The organism is Streptomyces sp. NPDC006687, assembly GCF_040636215.1.
GTDB lineage: Bacteria > Actinomycetota > Actinomycetes > Streptomycetales > Streptomycetaceae > Streptomyces.
The window spans coordinates 1-20,624 of record NZ_JBEYJJ010000029.1; the positions used below are offsets into that span (position 1 = coordinate 1).

Genomic DNA, 20,624 nt, shown 5'->3' on the forward strand with positions numbered 1-20,624 from the left:
TCCTGCCTGCTTACTTTTTTGTTTTGTTTGTGTTTGTCTTCCGGGGGGGGGGGGGGGGGCGGCGGGGCGGGCCGGGGGGGGGGGCGGGGGGGGGCGCCCCCCCCCCCCCCCCCACCACCCACCCCGTTGCCCCGCCACGACCTGGAGAAGACCGCCCATGCGCCTGCGCACGACCGTCCTCCGCACCCTCCTCCTCGGCCTGTGCGGGCTGCTGATGCTCCCCGCCGCTCCGGCCACGGCCGCGGACAACGGCACCTGGGGGGTGTTCCCGACACCGCCTGCGGGCGCGGCGACGACCGACCGGGCGTACTTCTTCCACCAGGGCGCGGCGGGCTCCACCCTCGGTGACAGCGTGACGATCCTGAACTCCTCCGACAGGGAGCTGACCTTCCAGGTCTTCGCCACCGACGCCGTGAACACCCCGTCGGGCGGCGCCTTCGCCCTCCTGCCCGTCGAGACCAGGCCCCACGACGTCGGGACCTGGATCGCGCTCGGGCCCGCGGCGGCGGGCACCGTCACCGTGCCGCCCAAGGGCCGCAAGGACATCCCCTTCACCCTCCACGTCCCCCAGGACGCCGCCCCCGGGGACCATGTGGGCGGGATCGTCGCGCTGAACACGCAGGTCGAGGGCGTCCAGCGGGACGGCAGGGTCCAGGTCGGGGTGAAGCGGCAGGTGGGCGCCCGGCTGTACCTGAGGGTGCCGGGCCCGCTGACCCCGGCGCTGGCTGTGGAGGACGTACGGGTCGACCGCGGTGCCCCGCTGCTGCCCTGGACCAAGGAGGCCCGCGCCACCGTCACCTACACCCTGGTCAACCGGGGCAACGTGGTGGTGGAGCCGAGGGTGGCCGTGGCCGCGCGGGGGCTGTTCGGGCGCCGGGTGCTGGACCGGCCCGGCGGCGAGCCCAAGCCGGCGCTGCTGCCCGGCCGGCGGATCATCCTCACCGAACCCTGGCCGGACGCCCCGCAGCTGGACCGGGTCTCCGTCACGGTCACGGCGACGGCCGCCGCCTACCCGGACCTCCGCGACCGGGCCGGTACCGCCTTCCTGGCCGTGCCCTGGCCCGCGGCGGCCGCGCTCCTGCTGCTGGCCGGGGCCGCCACCGCCCTCCTCGTGCTGCGCCGGCGCCGCCGGGCGGCCCCGCCCGAGGAGCAGCCGGCGTCCGAGGAGCCGCACACGGCAGGAACCCCCGGCCGGTGAGGGTGGGCCAGGGGTTCCTGCGGCTCGCGGAGCGGAAGGGCCGTCAGTGGTTGCGGGGGAAGCCGAGGTCGACGCCGTCCGGGGCCTCGGACGGGTCGGGCCAGCGGGTGGTGACGACCTTGCCGCGGGTGTAGAAGTGGATGCCGTCGTTGCCGTAGATGTGGTGGTCGCCGAAGAGCGAGTCCTTCCAGCCGCCGAAGGAGTGGTAGCCCACCGGCACCGGAATGGGCACGTTGACGCCGACCATGCCCGCCTGGATCTCCAGCTGGAAGCGGCGGGCCGCGCCGCCGTCGCGGGTGAAGATGGCGGTGCCGTTGCCGAACGGCGAGGCGTTGATGAGGGCCACGCCCTCCTCGTAGGTCTCGGCGCGCAGGACGCACAGCACCGGGCCGAAGATCTCGTCACGGTAGGCGTCGGAGTCGGTGCGGACGTGGTCGAGGAGGGACAGGCCGATCCAGTGGCCGTTCTCGTGGCCGTCGACCGTGTAGCCGGTGCCGTCCAGGACGACCTCCGCGCCCTGGCCGGCGGCGCCCTTGACGTACGAGGCGACCTTGTCGCGGTGGGCGGCGGTGATCAGCGGGCCCATCTCGGAGGCCGGGTCGTTGCCGGGGCCGATCTTGATCTTCTCGGCGCGCTCGCGGATCTTCTCCACGAGCGCGTCGCCGATGGCGCCCACGGCGACGACCGCCGAGATGGCCATGCAGCGCTCGCCGGCCGAGCCGTAGGCGGCGGAGACGGCCGCGTCGGCGGCGGCGTCGAGGTCGGCGTCCGGCAGCACCAGCATGTGGTTCTTGGCGCCGCCCAGAGCCTGGACGCGCTTGCCGTTGGCGGAGGCGGTGGTGTGGATGTGGCGGGCGATCGGCGTCGAGCCGACGAAGGAGACGGCGGCGACGTCGGGGTGGGCGAGGAGGGCGTCGACGGCGACCTTGTCACCGTGGACGACGTTCAGCACGCCCGCCGGAAGGCCGGCCTCGGCGGCCAGCTCGGCCAGCTTGTTCGCGGCCGACGGGTCCTTCTCACTCGGCTTGAGGATGAAGGTGTTGCCGCAGGCCACGGCCAGCGGGAACATCCACATCGGCACCATCGCCGGGAAGTTGAACGGGGTGATGCCCGCGACCACGCCGAGCGGCTGGCGGATGGCGGCCACGTCCACCCGGTTGGAGACGGACGTGGACAGCTCGCCCTTGAGCTGCGTGGTGATCCCGCAGGCCAGCTCGACGATCTCCAGGCCGCGCGCGACCTCGCCGAGGGCGTCGGAGTGCACCTTGCCGTGCTCGGCGACGATCAGTTCGGCGATCGCGTCGCGGTTCGCGTCCAGCAGGGCGCGGTAGGCGAACAGCACCTTGGTGCGGGCGGCCAGAGAGGACTGGCCCCAGGACAGGAAGGCTTCCTTGGCGACCCGTACCGCGGCGTCGACCTCCTCGGCGGAGGCCAGGGCGACCTGGGTGGTGACCTCGCCGGTGGCCGGGTCGGTGACCGGGCCGTAGTTGCCCGACGCGCCCTCGACGGTCGTGCCACCGATCCAGTGGTTGACGGTCTTCATGCTTGCTCCTTCACAGATGGCGACGTCGCTGCGCGGCTTGCCGGTCGTACTCTTCGCGGGCCTCGGCCGCCGACGCACGGGTCGCGGTCTCGGCCACGGGAACATCCCACCACGCCTGTGCCGGGGGTGGGCCCGACACAGTGTCGGGTGTTCGGGTCTGTGCGTAGACACATGTGGGACGGTCGGACCCGCGCGCCTCGGCCAGGGCTTTCCGCAGGTCACCCATGGTGCGGGTGCGGATGACGGCCATGCCGAGGGAGGCCGCGTTGGCCGCGAGGTCCACCGGGAGGGGGTCGCCCGTGTACGCGCCGCCGGGCCCCCGGAAGCGGTACGCCGTGCCGAACCCCTCGCCGCCGACCGCGTCCGAGAGACCGCCGATGGAGGCGTAGCCGTGGTTGTCGAGGATGACCACCTTCAGCGGGACGCACTCCTGGACGGCGGTGACGATCTCCGTCGGGTTCATCAGGTACGAGCCGTCGCCGACGAGCGCCCACACCGGCCGGCCGGGGGCCGCCAGGGCCACGCCGAGGGCGCCGGGGATCTCGTAGCCCATGCAGGAGTACCCGTACTCGACGTGGTACTGGTCGGCGGAGCGGGCGCGCCACAGCCGGTGCAGGTCGCCGGGGAGGGAGCCGGCGGCGTTGACGATCACGTCGGTGTCGTCGACGACGGCGTCCAGGGCGCCGAGCACCTGCGCCTGTGTGGGGACGGCGCTCTCGTCGGGCGCGTGGAAGGCCCGGTCCACCAGGGCCTCCCAGGAGAGCTTGGCCGCGCGGTACGCCTGCTCGTACGCGGGGTCGACCCGGTGGCCGGCCAGCTCCGTGCGCAGGGCGTCCAGACCCTCCCGGGCGTCCGCGACCAGCGGGAGGGCGGCCTGCTTGTGGGCGTCGTAGGGGTCGAGGTTGAGGCCGAGGAAGCGGACGGCCGGGTTCTGGAAGAGGGTCGAGGAGGCGGTGGTGAAGTCCGTCAGCCGGGTCCCGGCCGCGATGACCAGGTCGGCGGCGCGGGCCAGGGCGTCGGCGGCGGCGGTGCCGGTGTGGCCGACGGCGCCCACCTCGGCGGGGTGGTCGTGGCGCAGGGCGCCCTTGCCGGCCTGGGTCGCGGCGACGGGGATGCCGGTGGCCTCGGCGAACGCGCCCAGTGCCTCCTGCGCCGCGCTGTGCCGGATGCCGCCGCCGACGACGAGCAGGGGGCGGCGGGCCTCCCGTACCGCCTCGGCGGCGGCCCGCAGCTCGTCCGTGTCGGGCCGGGGGCGGCGCACCCGCCACACCCGCCGCGCGAAGAACTCCTCGGGCCAGTCGTACGCCTGCGCCTGCACGTCCTGCGGCAGCGCCAGGGTGACGGCTCCGGTCTGCACCGGGTCGGTGAGGACGCGCATCGCCTGGAGGGCGGCGGGGATCAGGGCCTCGGGCCGGACGATCCGGTCGAAGTAGCGGGAGACGGGCCGCAGCGTGTCGTTGACGGAGACGTCACCCGCGTGGGGGACCTCCAGCTGCTGGAGCACCGGGTCGGCGGGCCGGGTCGCGAAGGTGTCCCCGGGCAGCAGGAGGACGGGGATCCGGTTGACGGTGGCGAGGGCGGCACCGGTGACGAGGTTGGTCGCGCCGGGCCCGATGGAAGTGGTCACGGCGTGCGCCGACAGCCGGCCGCGCTGGCGGGCGTAGCCGACGGCGGCGTGCACCATGGCCTGTTCGTTGCGGCCCTGGAGGAAGGGCATGGCCGCGGGGCCGCTCTCCAGCAGGGCCTGCCCGATGCCGGCGACGTTGCCGTGGCCGAAGATCCCCCAGGTGGCGGCGATCAGCCGGTTCCGGCGCCCGTCGCGCTCGGTGTACTGGCGGCTCAGGAACCGTACGAGCGCCTGGGCGGTGGTCAGCCGGACGCTGCGCGGTGCGGTCACGGGGCCTCCTCGGGTCGGGGTGCGGGGCCGTTCAGGGGGAGGCGGGGGTCGGTCTCCTGGCCGGCCCACTCGGCGCGGATCCAGGCGTGGTCGGGGTGGTCGCGGATGAGCCACTCGCGCTCCGGGCCGGGGCCGGCCATCACGTTCAGGTAGTACATGTCATGGCCGGGCGCCGCGATGGACGGGCCGTGCCAGCCGTCGGGGATGAGGACGACGTCACCCGAGCGGACCTCGGCGAGCACATCGGTCTTCCCCGCCGGTGAGGGCGTCACGCGCTGGTAGCCGACGCCGGGGGTGGCGCCGTGGGGGGCGATCTCGTAGAAGTAGATCTCCTCCAGGCGGGATTCCTCGCCCGGGTGGTGCTCGTCGTGCTTGTGGGGCGGGTACGAGGACCAGTTCCCGCCCGGGGTGAGCACCTCGACGGCGATCAGCCGGTCGCAGGGGAAGGTGTCGGCGGCGGCGAAGTTGTGCACCTGGCGGGAGCAGCGGCCGGCTCCGCGCAGCTCGACGGGGACGTCCGCGGCCGGGCCGTAGCGTGCGGGCAGCCGGCGCTCGCAGGGGGCTCCGGCGAGCGCGAAGCGGCCGCCGGCCGAGGAGGTCAGCTCGGCGGAGGCGTCCCTGGGCAGGTAAGCGAAGTCGCTGGGCCCGTCGAACACCGAGCCGCGGCCGCGCAGCCGGAAGGTCCCGGCGGCGCCCTCCCCCACCCGGCCCCTTCCCGGAACCGGGTCCGCGCCCCGGGCACCCTCAGGGGGCTCCGCCCAGCGGACCTCGCAGGCGCCCGTCAGCGGGAGGACGATCCACTCCGCCTCCCCGCACGCGTGCGCGTACGTCTCCCCCGCCGCGAGCTCCACGACCACCAGCCGGGTGTGTTCCATCCCCGTCTCAGACAGCACCGGCACGGCCCAGCACCTCCTCCACCTCGTGCGGGAACGGCATCGCCGTCGAACACGCCAGGCGGGAGGCCACGATCGCCCCCGCCGCGTTCGCGTACCGCAGGACCCGCTCCAGGTCCCAGCCGGCCAGCAGCCCGTGGCACAGGGCCCCGCCGAACGCGTCGCCGGCGCCCAGGCCGTTGACCACCGTCACCGGGACCGGCGGTACCTCCACCACGGTGCCGTCGCGGTGGACGGCCAGCACCCCCTCCGGGCCGCGTTTGACCACCGCCAGCTCCACCCCCGCCGCGAGCAGCGCCCGCGCGGCCGCGTGGGGCTCGCTCTCGCCGGTGGCGACCGCGCACTCCTCCGCGTTCCCGACCGCCACCGTCGCCAGCGCGAGCGCCCGCTCGTACCAGGGGCGCGGCGGGCCCTCGTCCCAGAGCATCGGCCTCCAGTCGAGGTCGAAGACGGTCGTCCCGGACTTCGAGCGGGCCTCCAGCGCGGCCAGGGTCGCCGCGCGGCTCGGCTCGACGCTGAGGCCCGTACCGGTCATCCAGAACACCCGCGCGGCGCGCACGGCTTCGCGGTCGATCCCGTCCGGGTCGATCTCCAGGTCGGGCGCCTTGGGCAGCCGGTAGAAGTAGAGCGGGAAGCGGTCCGGCGGGAAGACCTCGCAGAAGGTGAGGGGCGTCGGGTAGCGCGCCACCTCCCCCACCCAGCGGTCGTCCACGCCGAACCCCCGCAGCTCAGCGCGGAGATAGGCCCCGAAGGGGTCCGCTCCCGTGCGGCTGATCAGGGCCGTGCGGCGCCCGAGCCGGGCGGCGGCGACGGCGACGTTCGCCGGGGAGCCGCCGAGGAACTTCCCGAAGGTGTCGGCCTCCGCGAGCGGTACCCCCGTCTTCAGCGGGTAGAGATCCACCCCGATCCGCCCCATCGTGATGAGGTCGTACGGGGGTTCGTTCGCGGCCCCGCCCGCTGTGTCCCCCGTGCTCATGCCGGGTACTCCTCCCAGTCGCACTCGTCCTCCCTTTCCCCTCGGACCTCGGACCCGCACCCTAAGGTGGCCGTCATGACCTCCTCCCCGCCCGCGTTGACCCGTATCCGTGTCGGTTCGGCTCCGGACTCCTGGGGTGTCTGGTTCCCGGAGGATCCGCTGCAGCTTCCCTGGGACCGGTTCCTCGACGAGGTCGCCGACGCCGGGTACGAGTGGATCGAGCTCGGCCCCTACGGCTACCTGCCCACCGATCCGGCCCGCCTCGCCGACGAGACCGCGAAGCGGGGCCTGCGGGTGTCCGCCGGCACCGTCTTCACCGGACTCCATCACGGCCCCGCCGTCTGGGAGCAGACCTGGGCGCACGTGTCGCGGATCGCCGCGCTGGCCCGCGACACGGGCGCGGAGCACCTCGTCGTGATCCCCTCCTTCTGGCGGGACGACAAGACGGGCGGGATGCTGGAGGATCCGGTCCTGACGGCCGGCCAATGGCGTGAACTGGCCTCCCAGACCGAGCGCCTGGGCCGGGAGGTGCGGGAGCGGTACGGGCTGCGGATCGCGGTCCACCCGCATGCGGACACCCATATCGACACCCCTGAGAACGTGGCCCGGTTCCTGGACGCGACCGACCCGGAGCTGGTGTCGCTGTGCCTGGACACCGGGCATTACGCGTACTGCGGCGGGGACAGCGTGGAGGCGATCGGGGCCTTCGGTGAGCGGATCGGGTACCTCCACCTCAAGCAGGTGGACCCGCGGATCCTCGCCGAAGTGCTGGCGGAGCAGGTGCCGTTCGGGCCGGCCGTGGGGCGCGGGGTGATGTGCGAGCCGCCGTCCGGGGTGCCCGCGCTGGAGCCGGTCCTGGCCGCCGCGCAGGCGCTGGGGGCGGAGCGGGGGGTGGAGCTGTTCGCGATCGTGGAGCAGGACATGTACCCGTGCCCGCCGGACCGTCCGCTGCCCATCGCCCGGCGCACCCGCGCCTACCTGCGCTCCTGCGGCGCCCGCTGATCCTGGACCGTTCATCTCGGAGGGACGAGAAGACATGAGCACGCTCGGCATCGCCGTCATCGGCACCGGGAAGATGGGCGCCGACCACGTCCGGCGCATCGGCGACACCGTCGGCGGGGCGCGGGTGGTCGCCCTCGCCGATCCGGACGGGGACCGGGTCAAGGAGGTCGCGGCGCGGGTGGAGGGCGCGGCCGCGTTCACGGATCCGGCGGCGGCTATAGCGGCCCCCGGGGTGGAGGCCGTACTGATCGCCTCGCCCGGACCGGCCCACGAGGAAGCGATCCTGCACGCCCTGGACCGGGAGTTGCCGGTGCTCTGCGAGAAGCCGCTGACCCCCGATCCGCAGGGGGCGCTGCGGGTGCTGGAGGCGGAGCGGCGGGTGGGCCGGCGGCTGGTGCAGGTGGGGTTCATGCGGCGGTTCGACGCCGAGTACGAGCGGCTCAAGGAGCTGCTGGACGCGGGCGGGATCGGCCGGCCGCTGTTCCTGCACTGCCGGCACCGCAACGCCGCCTCGCCGTCCTTCTTCACCAGCTCCATGCTGATCAGCGATTCCGTGGTGCACGAGGTGGACGCGGCCCGCTGGCTGCTGGGTCAGGAGGTGACGGCCGTGACCGTGCTGTCGCCGAGGCCGTCCTCGGCCGCCCCCGAGGGGCTGCGCGACCCGCGTCTGGTGCTGCTGGAGACCTCGGGCGGGGCCGTCGTGGACGTGGAGATCTTCGTCAACTGCCAGTTCGGCTACCAGGTGCGGTGCGAGGCGGTCGGGGAGTCCGGCAGCGCCAGCATCGGCGACGGCCGGGCGATGGTGGTGGAGTCGGGCGGCCGGTGGGGCGGGGAGATCGCCCAGGACTTCACCACCCGGTTCGCGGACGCCTACGACCGCCAGGTGCGGCGGTGGGTGGCGGCGGCCGCGCGGGGCCGGGTGGACGGCCCCGACGCCTGGGACGGGTACGCGGCGGCCGCCGTCTCGGAGGCGGGGCTCGCGGCCGCGCACAGCGGCGTACGGACCGAGGTGCGGCTGGTGGAGCGGCCGGACCTCTACCGCTGACCGCCCATGGTGAGCTCTACCGCTGAGCTCCACCGCTGACCTCCACCACTGAGCGTCCTCTCGCGTCCCGGACTCACCGGCGGACTCCTGTGCCGCGTCCGTCACAGGAGTCGCGCTCGTGTCACACATATCCGGATTACGCGGGCTTTCCGTCACAGACGGTCCACAGCCCCTCCCCCACCTCCACCGGCCGTCGTTCACCGGGCACAAAGCGAGTGATCGTCAGTGTCCGCGCACCGGCTCCCCCGACGGCCTCCCGGCCGGCCCCGGGCGTGGACGAGGAGGTGTCGTGGATGAGCGACCGTCAGCTGTGGTCCTACAAGGAGATCGCCGCCCACATCCGGGTGCAGCCGAACACCGTGCGCTCTTACCGCAAGCACGGACTGCTCCCCGCCCCCGACCACGTGGAGGGCGGCAAGCCCTACTGGTACGCGGACACCATCCGCACCTGGGTGGCCCGCCGCCCGGGCAACCGGAGCCGCCGCGAGGAGTGAGCCGCGCGGGCGGCCCCGGGCCGCTCGTCACTCCGCACCCGTCCGGCACACACTGGAGAGGTGCCGGATGACGACTCAATACCCCCTAGGGGTATATTCTCTGATAGAGAGAGACACCCCCTGATTGGAGAACGACATGACCGCCGTGACGGAAACCGTGTACAAGGTCACCGGAATGACCTGCGGGCACTGCGAGGGCGCGGTGACCGCCGAGCTGTCCGCCCTGCCGGGCGTCACCTCCGTCAAGGCCGTCGCCGCCACCGGTGAGGTCACCGTGGTGTCCGCCGCCCCGCTCGCCGAGGACGACGTGCGCGCCGCCGTGGACGAGGCCGGCTACGAGCTCGCCGGCCAGGTCTGAGCCCCCTTCCTTCCGCAGTACCCCGCCGGGCCGCACCCTCCGTCCCCCGACCGGACCGTGCGGCCCGGCCCCTTCCCCCGGAGCGGGTCATGAGCAGCAGCAGCGCAGTGCACCAGGGGCCCATAGCCCCGGCGGTCGAGCTGACGATCGGCGGGATGACCTGCGCCTCCTGCGCGGCCCGTATCGAGAAGAAGCTGAACCGGATGGACGGGGTCAGCGCCACGGTCAACTACGCCACCGAGAAGGCGTACGTCTCCTACGGCGAGGGCGTCGAGGTGGCCGACCTGATCGCGACGGTGGTCCGGACCGGGTACACGGCCGAGGAGCCCCCGCCGCCGCCGGAACCGGAGGCCGAGCAGCCCCAAGGAAGTCCCCGGACCGGCTCCGACGACCCCGCGCTCGCCTCGCTGCGGCAGCGGCTGCTGGTGTCCGCCGCCCTGGCCCTGCCCGTCGTCCTGCTGTCGATGGTGCCCGCCCTCCAGTTCGACAACTGGCAGTGGCTCTGCCTGACCCTGGCCTCGCCCGTCGCGGTCTGGGGCGCCCTGCCCTTCCACCGGGCCGCCTGGACCAACGCCCGGCACGGGGCCGCGACCATGGACACCCTGGTCTCGGTGGGCACACTGGCCGCCTACTCCTGGTCCCTGTGGGCCCTGTTCTTCGGGCACGCGGGTATGACCGGGATGCGGCACCGCTTCGAGCTCACCCTCACCCGTACCGACGGCTCCTCCGCCCTCTACCTGGAGGTCGCGGCGGGCGTCGTCACCTTCATCCTGCTCGGCCGCTACCTGGAAGCCCGCTCCAAGCGGAAGGCGGGCGCGGCCCTGCGGGCGCTGATGGAGCTGGGCGCCAGGGACGTGGCCGTCCTGCGGGGCGGCGGGGAGGTCCGGATCCCGGTGGGCTCCCTGGCGGCGGGCGACCGGTTCGTGGTCCGGCCCGGGGAGAAGATCGCCACCGACGGCCGGGTGGTCGAGGGCTCCTCCGCCGTGGACGCCTCGATGCTGACCGGCGAGTCCCTCCCCGTCGAGGTGTCCGCCGGTGATCCCGTCACCGGCGCCACCGTCAACACCTCCGGCCGGCTCGTCGTGGAGGCGACCCGGATCGGGGCCGACACCCAGCTGGCCCGGATGGCGCGGATGGTGGAGGAGGCGCAGAACGGCAAGGCCGCGGTGCAGCGGCTCGCCGACCGGATCTCCGCGGTGTTCGTGCCCGTCGTGCTGCTGCTCGCGCTCGGCACCTGGGTGGCCTGGCTGCTGATCACCGACGACACCGCCGCCGCCTTCACCGCCGCCGTGGCCGTCCTGATCATCGCCTGCCCCTGCGCCCTGGGGCTGGCCACCCCGACCGCCCTGATGGTCGGCACCGGCCGGGGCGCGCAGCTCGGCATCCTGATCAAGGGGCCGGAGGTGCTGGAGTCCACCCGCCGGGTGGACACCGTCGTCCTGGACAAGACCGGGACGGTGACCACGGGACGGATGGCCCTGTCCGGGACGCACCCCGCCGAGGGGACCGACGAGAAGGAGCTGCTGCGGCTCGCCGGGGCCCTGGAGCACGCCTCGGAGCACCCCGTCGCCCGGGCGATCGCCGCCGGAGCCGCCGAGGCGGCCGAGGCGGCGGGCGGGCTGCCCGTCCCCGAGTCCTTCGAGAACCTCGCCGGGCTGGGCGTGCGGGGCGTGGTCGAGGGCCGCTCCGTCCTGGTGGGCCGGGCACGGCTGCTGGCCGAGCGGGGCGTCACCGTGCCCGGCGCCCTCGCCCGGGCGGGGGCCGCCGCCGAGGCCGCCGGCAGCACGGCGGTTCTGGTCGCCTGGGACGGGGAGGCCCGCGGGCTGCTGACGGTGGCCGACGCGGTGAAGCCGACCAGCGCCGAGGCCGTGGCCCGGCTGCGCGCGCTCGGCCTCACTCCGGTGCTGCTGACCGGCGACAACAGGGCGGTGGCCGAGACGGTGGCCCGCGAGGTGGGCATCGACGAGGTGATCGCCGAGGTGCTCCCGCAGGACAAGGTGGAGGTGGTCCGCCGGCTCCAGGCGGAGGGCCGTACGGTCGCCATGGTCGGCGACGGGGTCAACGACGCGGCCGCCCTCGCCCGGGCCGACCTGGGCCTGGCCATGGGCACCGGCACCGACGCCGCCATCGAGGCGGGCGACCTGACCCTCGTACGGGGCGACCTGCGGGTGGCGGCCGACGCCATCCGGCTCTCGCGCCGGACCCTGGCCGTCATCAGGGGCAACCTGTTCTGGGCCTTCGGCTACAACCTGGCGGCGCTGCCGCTGGCGGCGGCCGGCCTGCTCAACCCGATGATCGCGGGGGCCGCGATGGCCTTCTCCTCGGTCTTCGTGGTGACCAACAGCCTGCGGCTGCGCTCGTTCCGGTAGCGGACCTCCTCCCCGCTTCCTCCACAACTCCTTCACTGGAGACGCAGATCACAGTGACGGCGACGTAACCATTCGGGCTGGTCCCGGGTCTAATGAGGCGATGCCGGAAACATCTTGGGGGATGTTTCGCGGAGGTCTTGGGGGACGTCCGAGGCATCAGCCGGCCGGGACGCGTGCCCTCGGGAAGCTTTGAGCGGCCCCTCCCGACCCGAACGGGTCCCGGCACACACCGACGCCCCGGCGCGGATCCCGTGGGGGGAATCCGTCGCCGGGGAAAAGGGGAGCGCCCCGACCGCCGACCCGTGGGGGGATCGACGGCGGGGCGCTTCTCGTGCGTCCGGGCCCTGGGGGCTCAGGTTCAGCGGGCCTCGACCGGGACGAAGTCGCGCAGGACCTCGCCGGTGTAGATCTGGCGCGGGCGGCCGATGCGGGAGCCGGGCTCCTTGATCATCTCGTGCCACTGGGCGATCCAGCCGGGGAGGCGGCCGAGCGCGAACAGCACGGTGAACATCTCGGTCGGGAAGCCCATGGCCCGGTAGATCAGACCGGTGTAGAAGTCCACGTTCGGGTAGAGGTTGCGCGAGACGAAGTACTCGTCGGCGAGCGCGTGCTCCTCCAGCTTGAGCGCGATGTCCAGCAGCTCGTCGCTCTTGCCGAGCGCCGAGAGGACGTCGTGCGCCGCGGCCTTGATGATCTTCGCCCGGGGGTCGAAGCTCTTGTAGACGCGGTGCCCGAAGCCCATCAGGCGGACGCCGTCCTCCTTGTTCTTCACCTTGCGGATGAAGGCGTCGACGTCGCCGCCGTCCTTCTTGATGCCTTCGAGCATCTCCAGGACGGACTGGTTGGCGCCACCGTGCAGCGGACCCCACAGGGCCGAGATGCCGGCGGAGATCGAGGCGAACATGTTCGCCTGCGAGGAGCCGACCAGGCGCACGGTGGAGGTCGAGCAGTTCTGCTCGTGGTCCGCGTGCAGGATCAGCAGCTTGTCGAGCGCGGAGACCACGACCGGGTCGAGCTCGTACTCCTGGGCCGGCACGGAGAAGGTCATGCGCAGGAAGTTCTCGACGTAACCGAGGTCGTTACGCGGGTAGACCACCGGGTGGCCGACCGACTTCTTGTACGCGTAGGCCGCGATCGTCGGGAGCTTGGCCAGCAGGCGGATCGTCGAGAGGTGGCGCTGCTTCTCGTCGAACGGGTTGTGGCTGTCCTGGTAGAAGGTGGACAGCGCGCTGACGACCGACGACAGCATGGCCATCGGGTGCGCGTCGCGCGGGAAGCCGTCGTAGAACCGCTTCACGTCCTCGTGGAGCAGCGTGTGCTGGGTGATCTCGTTGCGGAACGACGCGAGCTGGTCGACGGTCGGGAGCTCACCGTTGATCAGCAGGTAGGCGACCTCGATGAAGGTCGAGCGCTCCGCCAGCTGCTCGATCGGGTAACCGCGGTAGCGCAGGATGCCCTGCTCACCGTCGAGGTAGGTAATCGCGGACTTGTAGGCGGCGGTGTTGCCGTAGCCGCTGTCCAGAGTGACGAGCCCGGTCTGGGCCCTCAGCTTCGCGATGTCGAAGCCCTGGTCACCGACGGTGCTTTCGATCACCGGGTAGGTGTATTCGCCGTCCGCGTACCGGAGTACTACAGAGTTGTCGCTCACGTCATCCCTCACCGACGTAGTGCCTCTTCTTCGAGGTGCCCTGACTGCCTCTACCTTCCCCCATTTGGCGCAGGAGAGTGCACTCGGGGTCGGCCTTTGGTCTTTTTGACGGCACTGAGTGCCGCCAACCTGCTCATCCTGCCCTGCGCGCGGTACTTGTGGGAACCCAAATGATCGATCATCTAGGTGATGTTTCCCACCGGTATCCGTCCGGCGAGCCGGGCGGCGACCGCCGTGAACCTCCTGCCTGCGGAAACGGTGCGCACCGCCTGTCCGAGGGCCTTGCGCGACCCGACGAGGACGACGAGTTTCTTCGCCCTGGTCACAGCCGTGTAGAGCAGGTTCCGCTGGAGCATCATCCAAGCCCCGGTCGTGACCGGGATCACGACCGCCGGATATTCGCTCCCCTGGGAGCGGTGGATGGTCACGGCGTAGGCGTGCGCCAGCTCGTCCAGCTCCGCGAACTCGTACCCCACCTCCTCGTCCTCCTCCGTACGGACGGTCAAGCGCTGCTCGTCCACGTCGAGAGCGGTCACCACGCCGACGGTGCCATTGAAGACGCCATTGGCGCCTTTCTCATAGTTGTTCCTGATCTGGGTGACTTTGTCACCTACGCGGAAGACCCGCCCGCCGAACCGCTTCTCGGGCACATCCGGCCTGGCCGGGGTGATGGCCTGCTGGAGCAGACCGTTCAGATGGCCCGCGCCGGCCGGTCCCCGGTGCATGGGCGCCAGCACCTGGATGTCCCGGCGCGGGTCGAGCCCGAATCTGGCGGGGATCCGGCGGGCCGCGACATCCACCGCCAGGACTCCGGCCGCTTCGGTGTCCTCCTCCGGGAAGAGGAAGAAGTCCGGCAGGCCGTCGGTGATCGGCGGGACCCCGGTGTTGATGCGGTGGGCGTTGGTGACCACCCCCGACTGCTGGGCCTGGCGGAAGATCCGGGTCAGCCGCACGGCCGGCACCGGGCCGCCCTCGGCGAGCAGGTCCCGCAGCACTTCGCCGGCTCCGACCGAGGGCAGCTGGTCCACATCCCCGACCAGCAGCAGATGCGCCCCCGGAGCCACCGCCTTGACCAGCTTGTTGGCGAGCAGCAGGTCCAGCATGGACGCCTCGTCCACCACGACCAGATCGGCGTCCAGCGGCCGGTCCCGGTCGTAGGCCGCGTCCCCGCCCGGTTTCAGCTCCAGCAGCCGGTGCACGGTGGACGCCTCGGCCCCGGTCAGCTCCGAGAGGCGCTTGGCCGCCCGCCCGGTGGGGGCGGCCAGCACCACCTTGGCCTTCTTGGCCCGGGCCAGCTCCACGATGGAGCGCACGGTGAAGGACTTCCCGCAGCCCGGCCCGCCGGTGAGGACGGCGACCCGGCGGGTCAGCGCCAGCCGCACCGCCTCCCGCTGCTCCGGGGCGAGCGTGGCCCCGGTCCGCCCCGCCAGCCAGCTCAGGGCCTTCTCCCAGTCCACGTCCCGGAAGCCGGGCATCCGGTCCTCCTCGGCGGTCAGCAGCCGGCGTACCTGGCCCGCCAGCGACAGCTCGGCCCGGTGGAAGGGGACGAGGTAGACGGCGGTGAGGGGGTCCGGGCCGCCCTGCGGGTCGGGCACGGACTCCCGTACGACCCCTTCCGGATCGGCGGCGAGTTCGGCCAGGCACTCGATGACCAGCCCGGTGTCCACCTGGAGCAGCTTCACCCCGTCGGAGATGAGCCGCTCCTGCGGGAGGAAGCAGTGGCCCTGGTCGGCGGACTGGGACAGGGCGTACTGCAACCCGGCCTTGACCCGCTCGGGGCTGTCGTGCGGGATGCCGACGGCCTGGGCGATGCGGTCGGCGGTGAGGAAGCCGATGCCCCAGACGTCCGCAGCGAGCCGGTACGGCTGGTTGCGCACCACCGAGATGGAGGCGTCCCCGTACTTCTTGTAGATGCGGACGGCGATGGAGGTCGAGACGCCGACCCCCTGGAGGAAGACCATGACCTCCTTGATGGCCTTCTGCTCCTCCCAGGCGGCGCCGATCAGCTTCGTCCGCTTGGGGCCCAGGCCCGGTACCTCGATCAGCCGCTTCGGCTCCGCCTCGATCACATCGAGGGTGTCGAGGCCGAAGTGCTCCACGATCCGGTCGGCGATCCTCGGGCCGATGCCCTTGATGAGTCCGGAGCCCAGATAGCGCCGGATCCCCTGGATGGTGGCGGGCAGGATCGTCGAGTAGTTCTCGACGCTGAACTGTCTTCCGTACTGCGGGTGCGAGCCCCAGCGGCCCTCCATCCGCAGGGACTCGCCGGGCTGCGCGCCGAGCAGCGAGCCGACGACGGTCAGCAGGTCCCCCGCGCCGCGGCCGGTGTCCACCCGGGCGACCGTGTAGCCGCTCTCCTCGTTGGCGTAGGTGATGCGCTCCAGCACCCCCTCGACCACCGCCAGTTGCACCGCCCCGTTGTTCGCCATGGCACGAAGCTACCGTCCCGCGCCGACAGCGCGGCCGGCCTGTGGACAAACGAAAGGGGGTCCGGCCTCATCGGCCGGACCCCCTCACGGTTACCCCTCCCTCGTCGGACTTCCCGATCCCCCCGGATCCCTCCCGGAAGTCCCGACGCTCCCTACGACCCGCGTCAGGCCCGGAGGGTTGCATACGGAACCACAGCTTTACCTTTCCGTTACTGTCGGTGCCCTCCGAGTCGCTCTGAGATGCCGATATATCACCGCAGACGTAGCGTTCCCCCCATGAGCGAATCCTCCTTCCAGGACGACGTACTGCACGAGCTCGGCGACGACCGGCTGACCGAGATCGCCTCCGTGCTCGGCACCGACCGGGCCGGAGCGCAGGACGTGGTCTCGACGACGGTCGGCGCGATGGCCGGCGGCCTCCAGGAGAAGGCCGAAGGCGGCGACGACGAGGTCCGCCAGGCCGTCGCGGAGGTGGCCCAGCCGCCCCTCCAGGGCGTGGCCACCCTGGGCGGCGGCCTCGGCGGGCTGCTCGGCGGCGGGATGATGGCCGGGGTCCTCGGCAAGGTGAGCAAGCCGGTGGCCGCGGCGGTGGCGAAGAAGACGGGCCTGCCCGCCCCGGCCGTCACCCGGGTGATCGAGATGCTGATCCCCGTGGTGCTGGCGGTCCTCACCAGGCGCGCCTCCGCCGGCAAGGGCGCGGGGGCGGGGCCGGCCACCGCGGGAGCCCCGGCCGGCGAGGGCGGTGGCGGGCTCGGTGACCTGCTGGGCCAGATCCTCGGCGGCGGCCGGAAGTAGCGGCGCGGCGCCGCCCGGACAGCGGCCGGACGGAGCGGCACCCGCCCCGGCACCGCCCGGAGGGAGCGCCGCCCGCACAGGGCCGCCCGGAGGGGGCGCCGCCCGCACGGCGCCGCCCGGAGGGGGCGCCGCCCGCACAGGGCCGCCCGCCTCAGCGGGCGGTCCCGGCCACCGCCCCCGCCGGAGCACCGCCGAGGGCCGCCCCGCGCGGCCTGCCGCCCGCCGGGGCCAGCGAGGTCAGCCCCACCCCGCCGACCAGCAGCACCGCCGCCAGCCAGCGCAGCCCCGGAACCGGCTCGCCGAGCACCAGCGCGGCCGAGGACATCCCGAACACCGGCACCAGCAGCGAGAACGGCGCCACGGCCGAGGCCGGGTAGCGGCGCAGCAGGTAGCCCCAGGCGCCGAAGCCGAACACCGTGGACACCCAGGCGACGTAGCCGATGACGGCCACCCCGGACCAGTCCAGGGAGCGCAGCGCGGCCAGGTCCCGCCCGGGCCCCTCCAGCAGCAGCGACAGCCCGAGCAGCGGCACCACGGGGACGGTGCACACCCACACCATGAAGTTCAGCGCGTCGGGCGGTGCGGCCTTGCGGGTCAGCACGTTGGACACGCCCCAGCAGGCTGCGGCCGCCACGACCAGCGTGAACCCGGTCGCGGGGCCGGACAGGCCGCGCTCCACGGCGGCCACCGCGATCCCCGTCAGCGCCACCGCCATGCCCAGCAGCCGCACCCGTCCGGGCCGCTCGCGCAGGACGGCGGCGGCGAGGACCGCGGTGAAGACGGCCTGGATCTGGAGCACCAGCGAGGACAGCCCGGCCGGCATCCCGGCGGCCATGCCCGTGAACAGCAGCCCGAACTTGGCGATGCCCAGGGCCGCTCCGACGCCCAGGATCCACTTCCAGGCGACCGTGGGCCGCCCGACGAAGAACACGGCGGGCAGCGCGGCGACCAGGAAGCGCAGGGCGGACAGCAGCAGCGGCGGGAAGTGGCCGAGCCCGATCTGGATGACGACGAAGTTGAACCCCCAGACGGCGGCGACGAGGACGGCGAGAGCGGTGTGTACGGGACGCATGTCCCGAGCATCGGCGGGCCGGACCATGTAGCACCAGCGCGAATGACTTCCGGGAAGGATGAAGCATTCCTTACGCGTGCACCCCTACACCCCCTACGATGGCCGGATGCTCGACCTGCCCCGGCTGCGCGCGCTGCACGCCGTCTCCGTCCACGGCTCCGTCGCTGCCGCGGCCGCCGCCCTCGGCTACACCCCCTCCGCCGTCTCGCAGCAGATCGGCAAACTGGAGCGGGAGACCCGCACCACCCTGCTGGAGCGGCGCGGGCGCGGGGTGGCCCTCACCGAGGAGGCCCGCCACCTGGCGGAGACCGCCCGGGAGTTGCTGGCGATCGTCGAGCGGGCCGAGACCACCCTGGAGGAGCGGCGCGGCCGGCCCGGCGGGCTGCTGACGGTGGCCGCCTTCGCCTCGGCGGCGCGCGGACTGCTGCCGGGGGTGCTGGCCGACCTGGCCGTCCGCCATCCGGCGCTGGACGTGCGCCTGACCGAGGTGGACCCCCACCTCTCGGTGGACCTGGTGGCCCGGGGCGTCACCGACCTGGCGGTGGCCCATGACTGGGACATCGCCCCGCTGCCCGCCCCCGAGGGGGTGGAGCACGCGCTGATCGGGGACGACCGGTGCGATCTGGTGGTCCCGGCCGGGCACCCCTTCACCGCCCGGCGGCTGGTGCGGCGCGAAGACCTCGGCGGCCAGCGGTGGGTGTGCCAGCCGCCGGGACGGGTCTGCCACGACTGGCTGATGCGGACCCTGCGGACGGCCGGGTTCGAGCCCGACGTGGCGCACATGGCCGAGGAGAACCACACCGTGGTCGCCCTGGTCGCGGCCGGGCTCGGCATCGCGGTCGTACCGCGGCTGGGGACCGGGCCGCTGCCGCCGGGAGCGGTGGCGGTCCCCCTGGAGCCGGTCCCCGTACGCCGGTTGTACGCCCTGTGGCGGACGGGAGCCTCCCGCCGACCGGCGATCACCGAGACCGTGCGCACCCTGCGGGAGCACTGGCCGACGGTGTCCGGCGTACTTCCGGGGGACGCCCCGGGTGTCCCGGTGACGCGGGGCGAGGACCCGGAGTAGCGTCCCGGGGGTGCCGTACCAAGCCTCCCGCCGGGCCCTGCTCGCCGCCGCGGCCATGGCCGCCGCCACGGCCGCGGGCGCCTCCGCCGCGGGCCACCGCCGCACCCCCGACGACCCCCGCTCCCCCGCGCCCCCCGAGGACCGCCGCCCGGACGCGGCGCGGCTGCGCGCCCTGGTGGCCTCGATGGGGCTGCCCGAGCTGGTGGGGCAGCTGTTCGTGTCCCGGGCGTACGGGCACTCGGCGACCGACCCGGACCCGGCCGACGCCGAGCTGAACCAGGCCCAGTTCGGGGTGCGCACCGCCGCCGAACTGGTGGCCCGCTACCACCTCGGCGGGATCATCTACTTCGCCTGGGCGCACAACACCCGCTCCCCGGGTCAGATCGCCGCCCTCTCCAACGGCCTCCAGCGGGCCGCGACCGGCTCGGGTGCCCGGATCCCGCTGCTGCTCTCCGTCGACCAGGAGCACGGGGCCGTCGCCCGGATCGGCCGCCCCGCGACCCTGTTCCCCGGCGCGATGGCGCTGGGCGCCGGCGGCTCCCCCGAGGATGCCCGCCGGGCCGCCCGGGTGGCGGGCGAGGAACTGGCCGCGCTGGGCGTCCGGCAGGACTACGCGCCCGTCGCCGACGTGAACGTGAACCCGGCCAACCCGGTGATCGGGGTCCGCTCCTTCGGCTCCGACCCGCGCGCGGTGGCGGAGCTGGCGGCCGCCCAGGTACGCGGGTACCAGGCGGCGGGGGTGGCCGCGACGGCGAAGCACTTCCCCGGGCACGGGGACACCGAGACCGACAGCCACGTCGGGCTCCCGGTGATGCGGCACAGCCGCGCCCAGTGGGAGGAGCTGGACGAACCCCCCTTCCGGGCGGCGGTGGAGGCGGGCGCGGACGTGGTGATGACGGCGCACATCGTCTTCCCCGCGCTCGACCCCTCGGGGGACCCGGCGACCCTCTCCCGGCCGATCGTGACCGGCATCCTGCGCGAACGCCTGGGCTTCCGGGGGGTGGTGGTGACCGACGCCCTGGACATGGCCGGGGTCCGCCAGAAGTACGGGGACGACCGGGTGCCGGTGCTGGCCCTCAAGGCGGGCTGCGACCAGTTGCTGAACGCCCCTGACCTGGGGCTGGCCCACCGCAGCGTGCTGGCGGCGGTCGCGTCGGGCGAGCTCACGCGGGAGCGGGTCGAGGAGTCGGTGCTGCGGATCCTGGAGGTGAAGGCCCGCCGGGGCCTGTTCGAGGACCCGTACGCCGACGAGGCGCGGGTGGACGCGCTGGTGGGCACCCCGGAGCACCTGGCGGTGGCCGACGCGGTCGCGGCCGGGACGACCACCCTGCTGGCCAACCCGCGCGGGCTGCTCCCGCTGGACGCGTCGGCCGGTCCCCGGCTGCTGGTGACCGGCGCCGACCCGGCCTCCCCCTCAGGGACGACGGGACCCCCCACCTCCGTCCTGGCGCGGGAGCTGACGGCCCTGGGCTGCCGGGCGCAGGCCCTGCCCCCCGAGCGGGCCGTGGCGGCGGCGGCGGGCCGTACGGCGGTGGTGGTGTGCACGTACAACGTCCCGGAGGGCGAGAGCCCGCAGCGGACGCTGGTGGCGGACCTGGTCGCGACGGGCGTCCCGGTGGTGCTGGTGGCCCTCCGCAACCCGTACGACCCGGCCCGGCTGCCCGGCTGCGCGGCCGAGGTGGCCACCTACACCTGGACGGACGTGGAGATGCGGGCGGCGGCCCGGGTGCTGACCGGAGCGCGGCGGCCGTCGGGCCGCCTCCCGGTCCCCGTCCCGGGCCGCTACCCGCTGGGCCACGGGCTGGCGTACTGACGTCGCCCGGCCCGCGGCCCGGCGGG

16 protein-coding genes are annotated in these 20,624 nt (G+C 73.7%); 9 read left to right on the plus strand and 7 right to left on the minus strand.

Annotation, left to right across the window (positions count from 1 at the left end; translation table 11 throughout):
- Positions 1 to 157: 157 nt before the first annotated feature.
- Entirely contained in the window at positions 158 to 1,198 is a 1,041-nt protein-coding gene (locus ABZ716_RS24305; protein ID WP_358961677.1) for a DUF916 domain-containing protein, read from the plus strand.
- Positions 1,199 to 1,241: 43 nt separating this feature from the next.
- Here the strand turns inward: ABZ716_RS24305 and ABZ716_RS24310 are convergent, their stop codons facing one another.
- From ABZ716_RS24310 to iolC, 4 genes are read right to left on the minus strand one after another with little or no spacing between them, the layout of a single operon-like run.
- Complete coding sequence (locus ABZ716_RS24310; protein WP_358810052.1) at positions 1,242 to 2,741, minus strand: CoA-acylating methylmalonate-semialdehyde dehydrogenase; 1,500 nt, start codon at positions 2,739 to 2,741, stop codon at positions 1,242 to 1,244.
- A 10-nt stretch (positions 2,742 to 2,751) separates the two neighbouring features.
- Complete coding sequence (gene iolD / locus ABZ716_RS24315; protein ID WP_358810053.1) at positions 2,752 to 4,638, minus strand: 3D-(3,5/4)-trihydroxycyclohexane-1,2-dione acylhydrolase (decyclizing); 1,887 nt, start codon at positions 4,636 to 4,638, stop codon at positions 2,752 to 2,754.
- Positions 4,635 to 5,513, minus strand: coding sequence for a 5-deoxy-glucuronate isomerase (gene iolB, locus ABZ716_RS24320; protein ID WP_358810224.1), 879 nt, complete (start codon positions 5,511 to 5,513; stop codon positions 4,635 to 4,637). Before iolB ends, iolD begins: the two co-directional genes overlap by 4 nt.
- Positions 5,514 to 5,520: 7 nt before the next feature.
- Entirely contained in the window at positions 5,521 to 6,507 is a 987-nt protein-coding gene (gene iolC, locus ABZ716_RS24325; RefSeq protein ID WP_358810054.1) for a 5-dehydro-2-deoxygluconokinase, read from the minus strand.
- A 75-nt stretch (positions 6,508 to 6,582) separates the two neighbouring features.
- Here iolC and ABZ716_RS24330 point away from each other — a divergent pair, with 75 nt between their 5' ends.
- The 5 genes from ABZ716_RS24330 to ABZ716_RS24350 all read left to right on the plus strand — a co-directional run bounded on the left by ABZ716_RS24330 (position 6,583) and on the right by ABZ716_RS24350 (position 11,775).
- Positions 6,583 to 7,509, plus strand: a complete 927-nt coding sequence (locus ABZ716_RS24330) for a sugar phosphate isomerase/epimerase (RefSeq protein WP_358961680.1) — start codon at positions 6,583 to 6,585, stop codon at positions 7,507 to 7,509.
- A 34-nt stretch (positions 7,510 to 7,543) separates the two neighbouring features.
- On the plus strand, positions 7,544 to 8,554 hold the full coding sequence (locus ABZ716_RS24335) for a Gfo/Idh/MocA family oxidoreductase (protein WP_358961683.1): 1,011 nt from the start codon (positions 7,544 to 7,546) through the stop codon (positions 8,552 to 8,554).
- Positions 8,555 to 8,847: 293 nt separating this feature from the next.
- On the plus strand, positions 8,848 to 9,048 hold the full coding sequence (locus ABZ716_RS24340; protein ID WP_358961685.1) for a MerR family transcriptional regulator: 201 nt from the start codon (positions 8,848 to 8,850) through the stop codon (positions 9,046 to 9,048).
- 136 nt (positions 9,049 to 9,184) lie between these two features.
- Positions 9,185 to 9,406: a heavy-metal-associated domain-containing protein gene (locus tag ABZ716_RS24345; RefSeq protein ID WP_358810057.1), complete on the plus strand. Its 222-nt coding sequence runs from the start codon at positions 9,185 to 9,187 to the stop codon at positions 9,404 to 9,406.
- An 89-nt stretch (positions 9,407 to 9,495) separates the two neighbouring features.
- Positions 9,496 to 11,775, plus strand: coding sequence for a heavy metal translocating P-type ATPase (locus tag ABZ716_RS24350; RefSeq protein ID WP_358961688.1), 2,280 nt, complete (start codon positions 9,496 to 9,498; stop codon positions 11,773 to 11,775).
- 358 nt (positions 11,776 to 12,133) lie between these two features.
- Here ABZ716_RS24350 and ABZ716_RS24355 read toward each other — a convergent pair whose 3' ends face one another.
- Positions 12,134 to 13,423, minus strand: coding sequence for a citrate synthase (locus ABZ716_RS24355; RefSeq protein ID WP_079427070.1), 1,290 nt, complete (start codon positions 13,421 to 13,423; stop codon positions 12,134 to 12,136).
- A 182-nt stretch (positions 13,424 to 13,605) separates the two neighbouring features.
- The gene (locus ABZ716_RS24360) at positions 13,606 to 15,852 is read right to left on the minus strand and encodes an ATP-dependent RecD-like DNA helicase (RefSeq protein ID WP_358810059.1); all 2,247 of its coding nucleotides are present in this window, start codon (positions 15,850 to 15,852) and stop codon (positions 13,606 to 13,608) included.
- Positions 15,853 to 16,128: 276 nt separating this feature from the next.
- Between ABZ716_RS24360 and ABZ716_RS24365 the strand changes: the two genes are divergently transcribed.
- Positions 16,129 to 16,647, plus strand: a complete 519-nt coding sequence (locus ABZ716_RS24365) for a DUF937 domain-containing protein (protein WP_358961691.1) — start codon at positions 16,129 to 16,131, stop codon at positions 16,645 to 16,647.
- 151 nt (positions 16,648 to 16,798) lie between these two features.
- Here ABZ716_RS24365 and ABZ716_RS24370 read toward each other — a convergent pair whose 3' ends face one another.
- Positions 16,799 to 17,719: an EamA family transporter gene (locus tag ABZ716_RS24370; protein WP_358961693.1), complete on the minus strand. Its 921-nt coding sequence runs from the start codon at positions 17,717 to 17,719 to the stop codon at positions 16,799 to 16,801.
- Positions 17,720 to 17,825: 106 nt separating this feature from the next.
- Between ABZ716_RS24370 and ABZ716_RS24375 the strand changes: the two genes are divergently transcribed.
- Positions 17,826 to 18,785: a LysR substrate-binding domain-containing protein gene (locus tag ABZ716_RS24375; protein WP_358961695.1), complete on the plus strand. Its 960-nt coding sequence runs from the start codon at positions 17,826 to 17,828 to the stop codon at positions 18,783 to 18,785.
- A 10-nt stretch (positions 18,786 to 18,795) separates the two neighbouring features.
- Entirely contained in the window at positions 18,796 to 20,598 is a 1,803-nt protein-coding gene (locus ABZ716_RS24380) for a glycoside hydrolase family 3 N-terminal domain-containing protein (RefSeq protein WP_358810063.1), read from the plus strand.
- Positions 20,599 to 20,624: the final 26 nt, after the last annotated feature.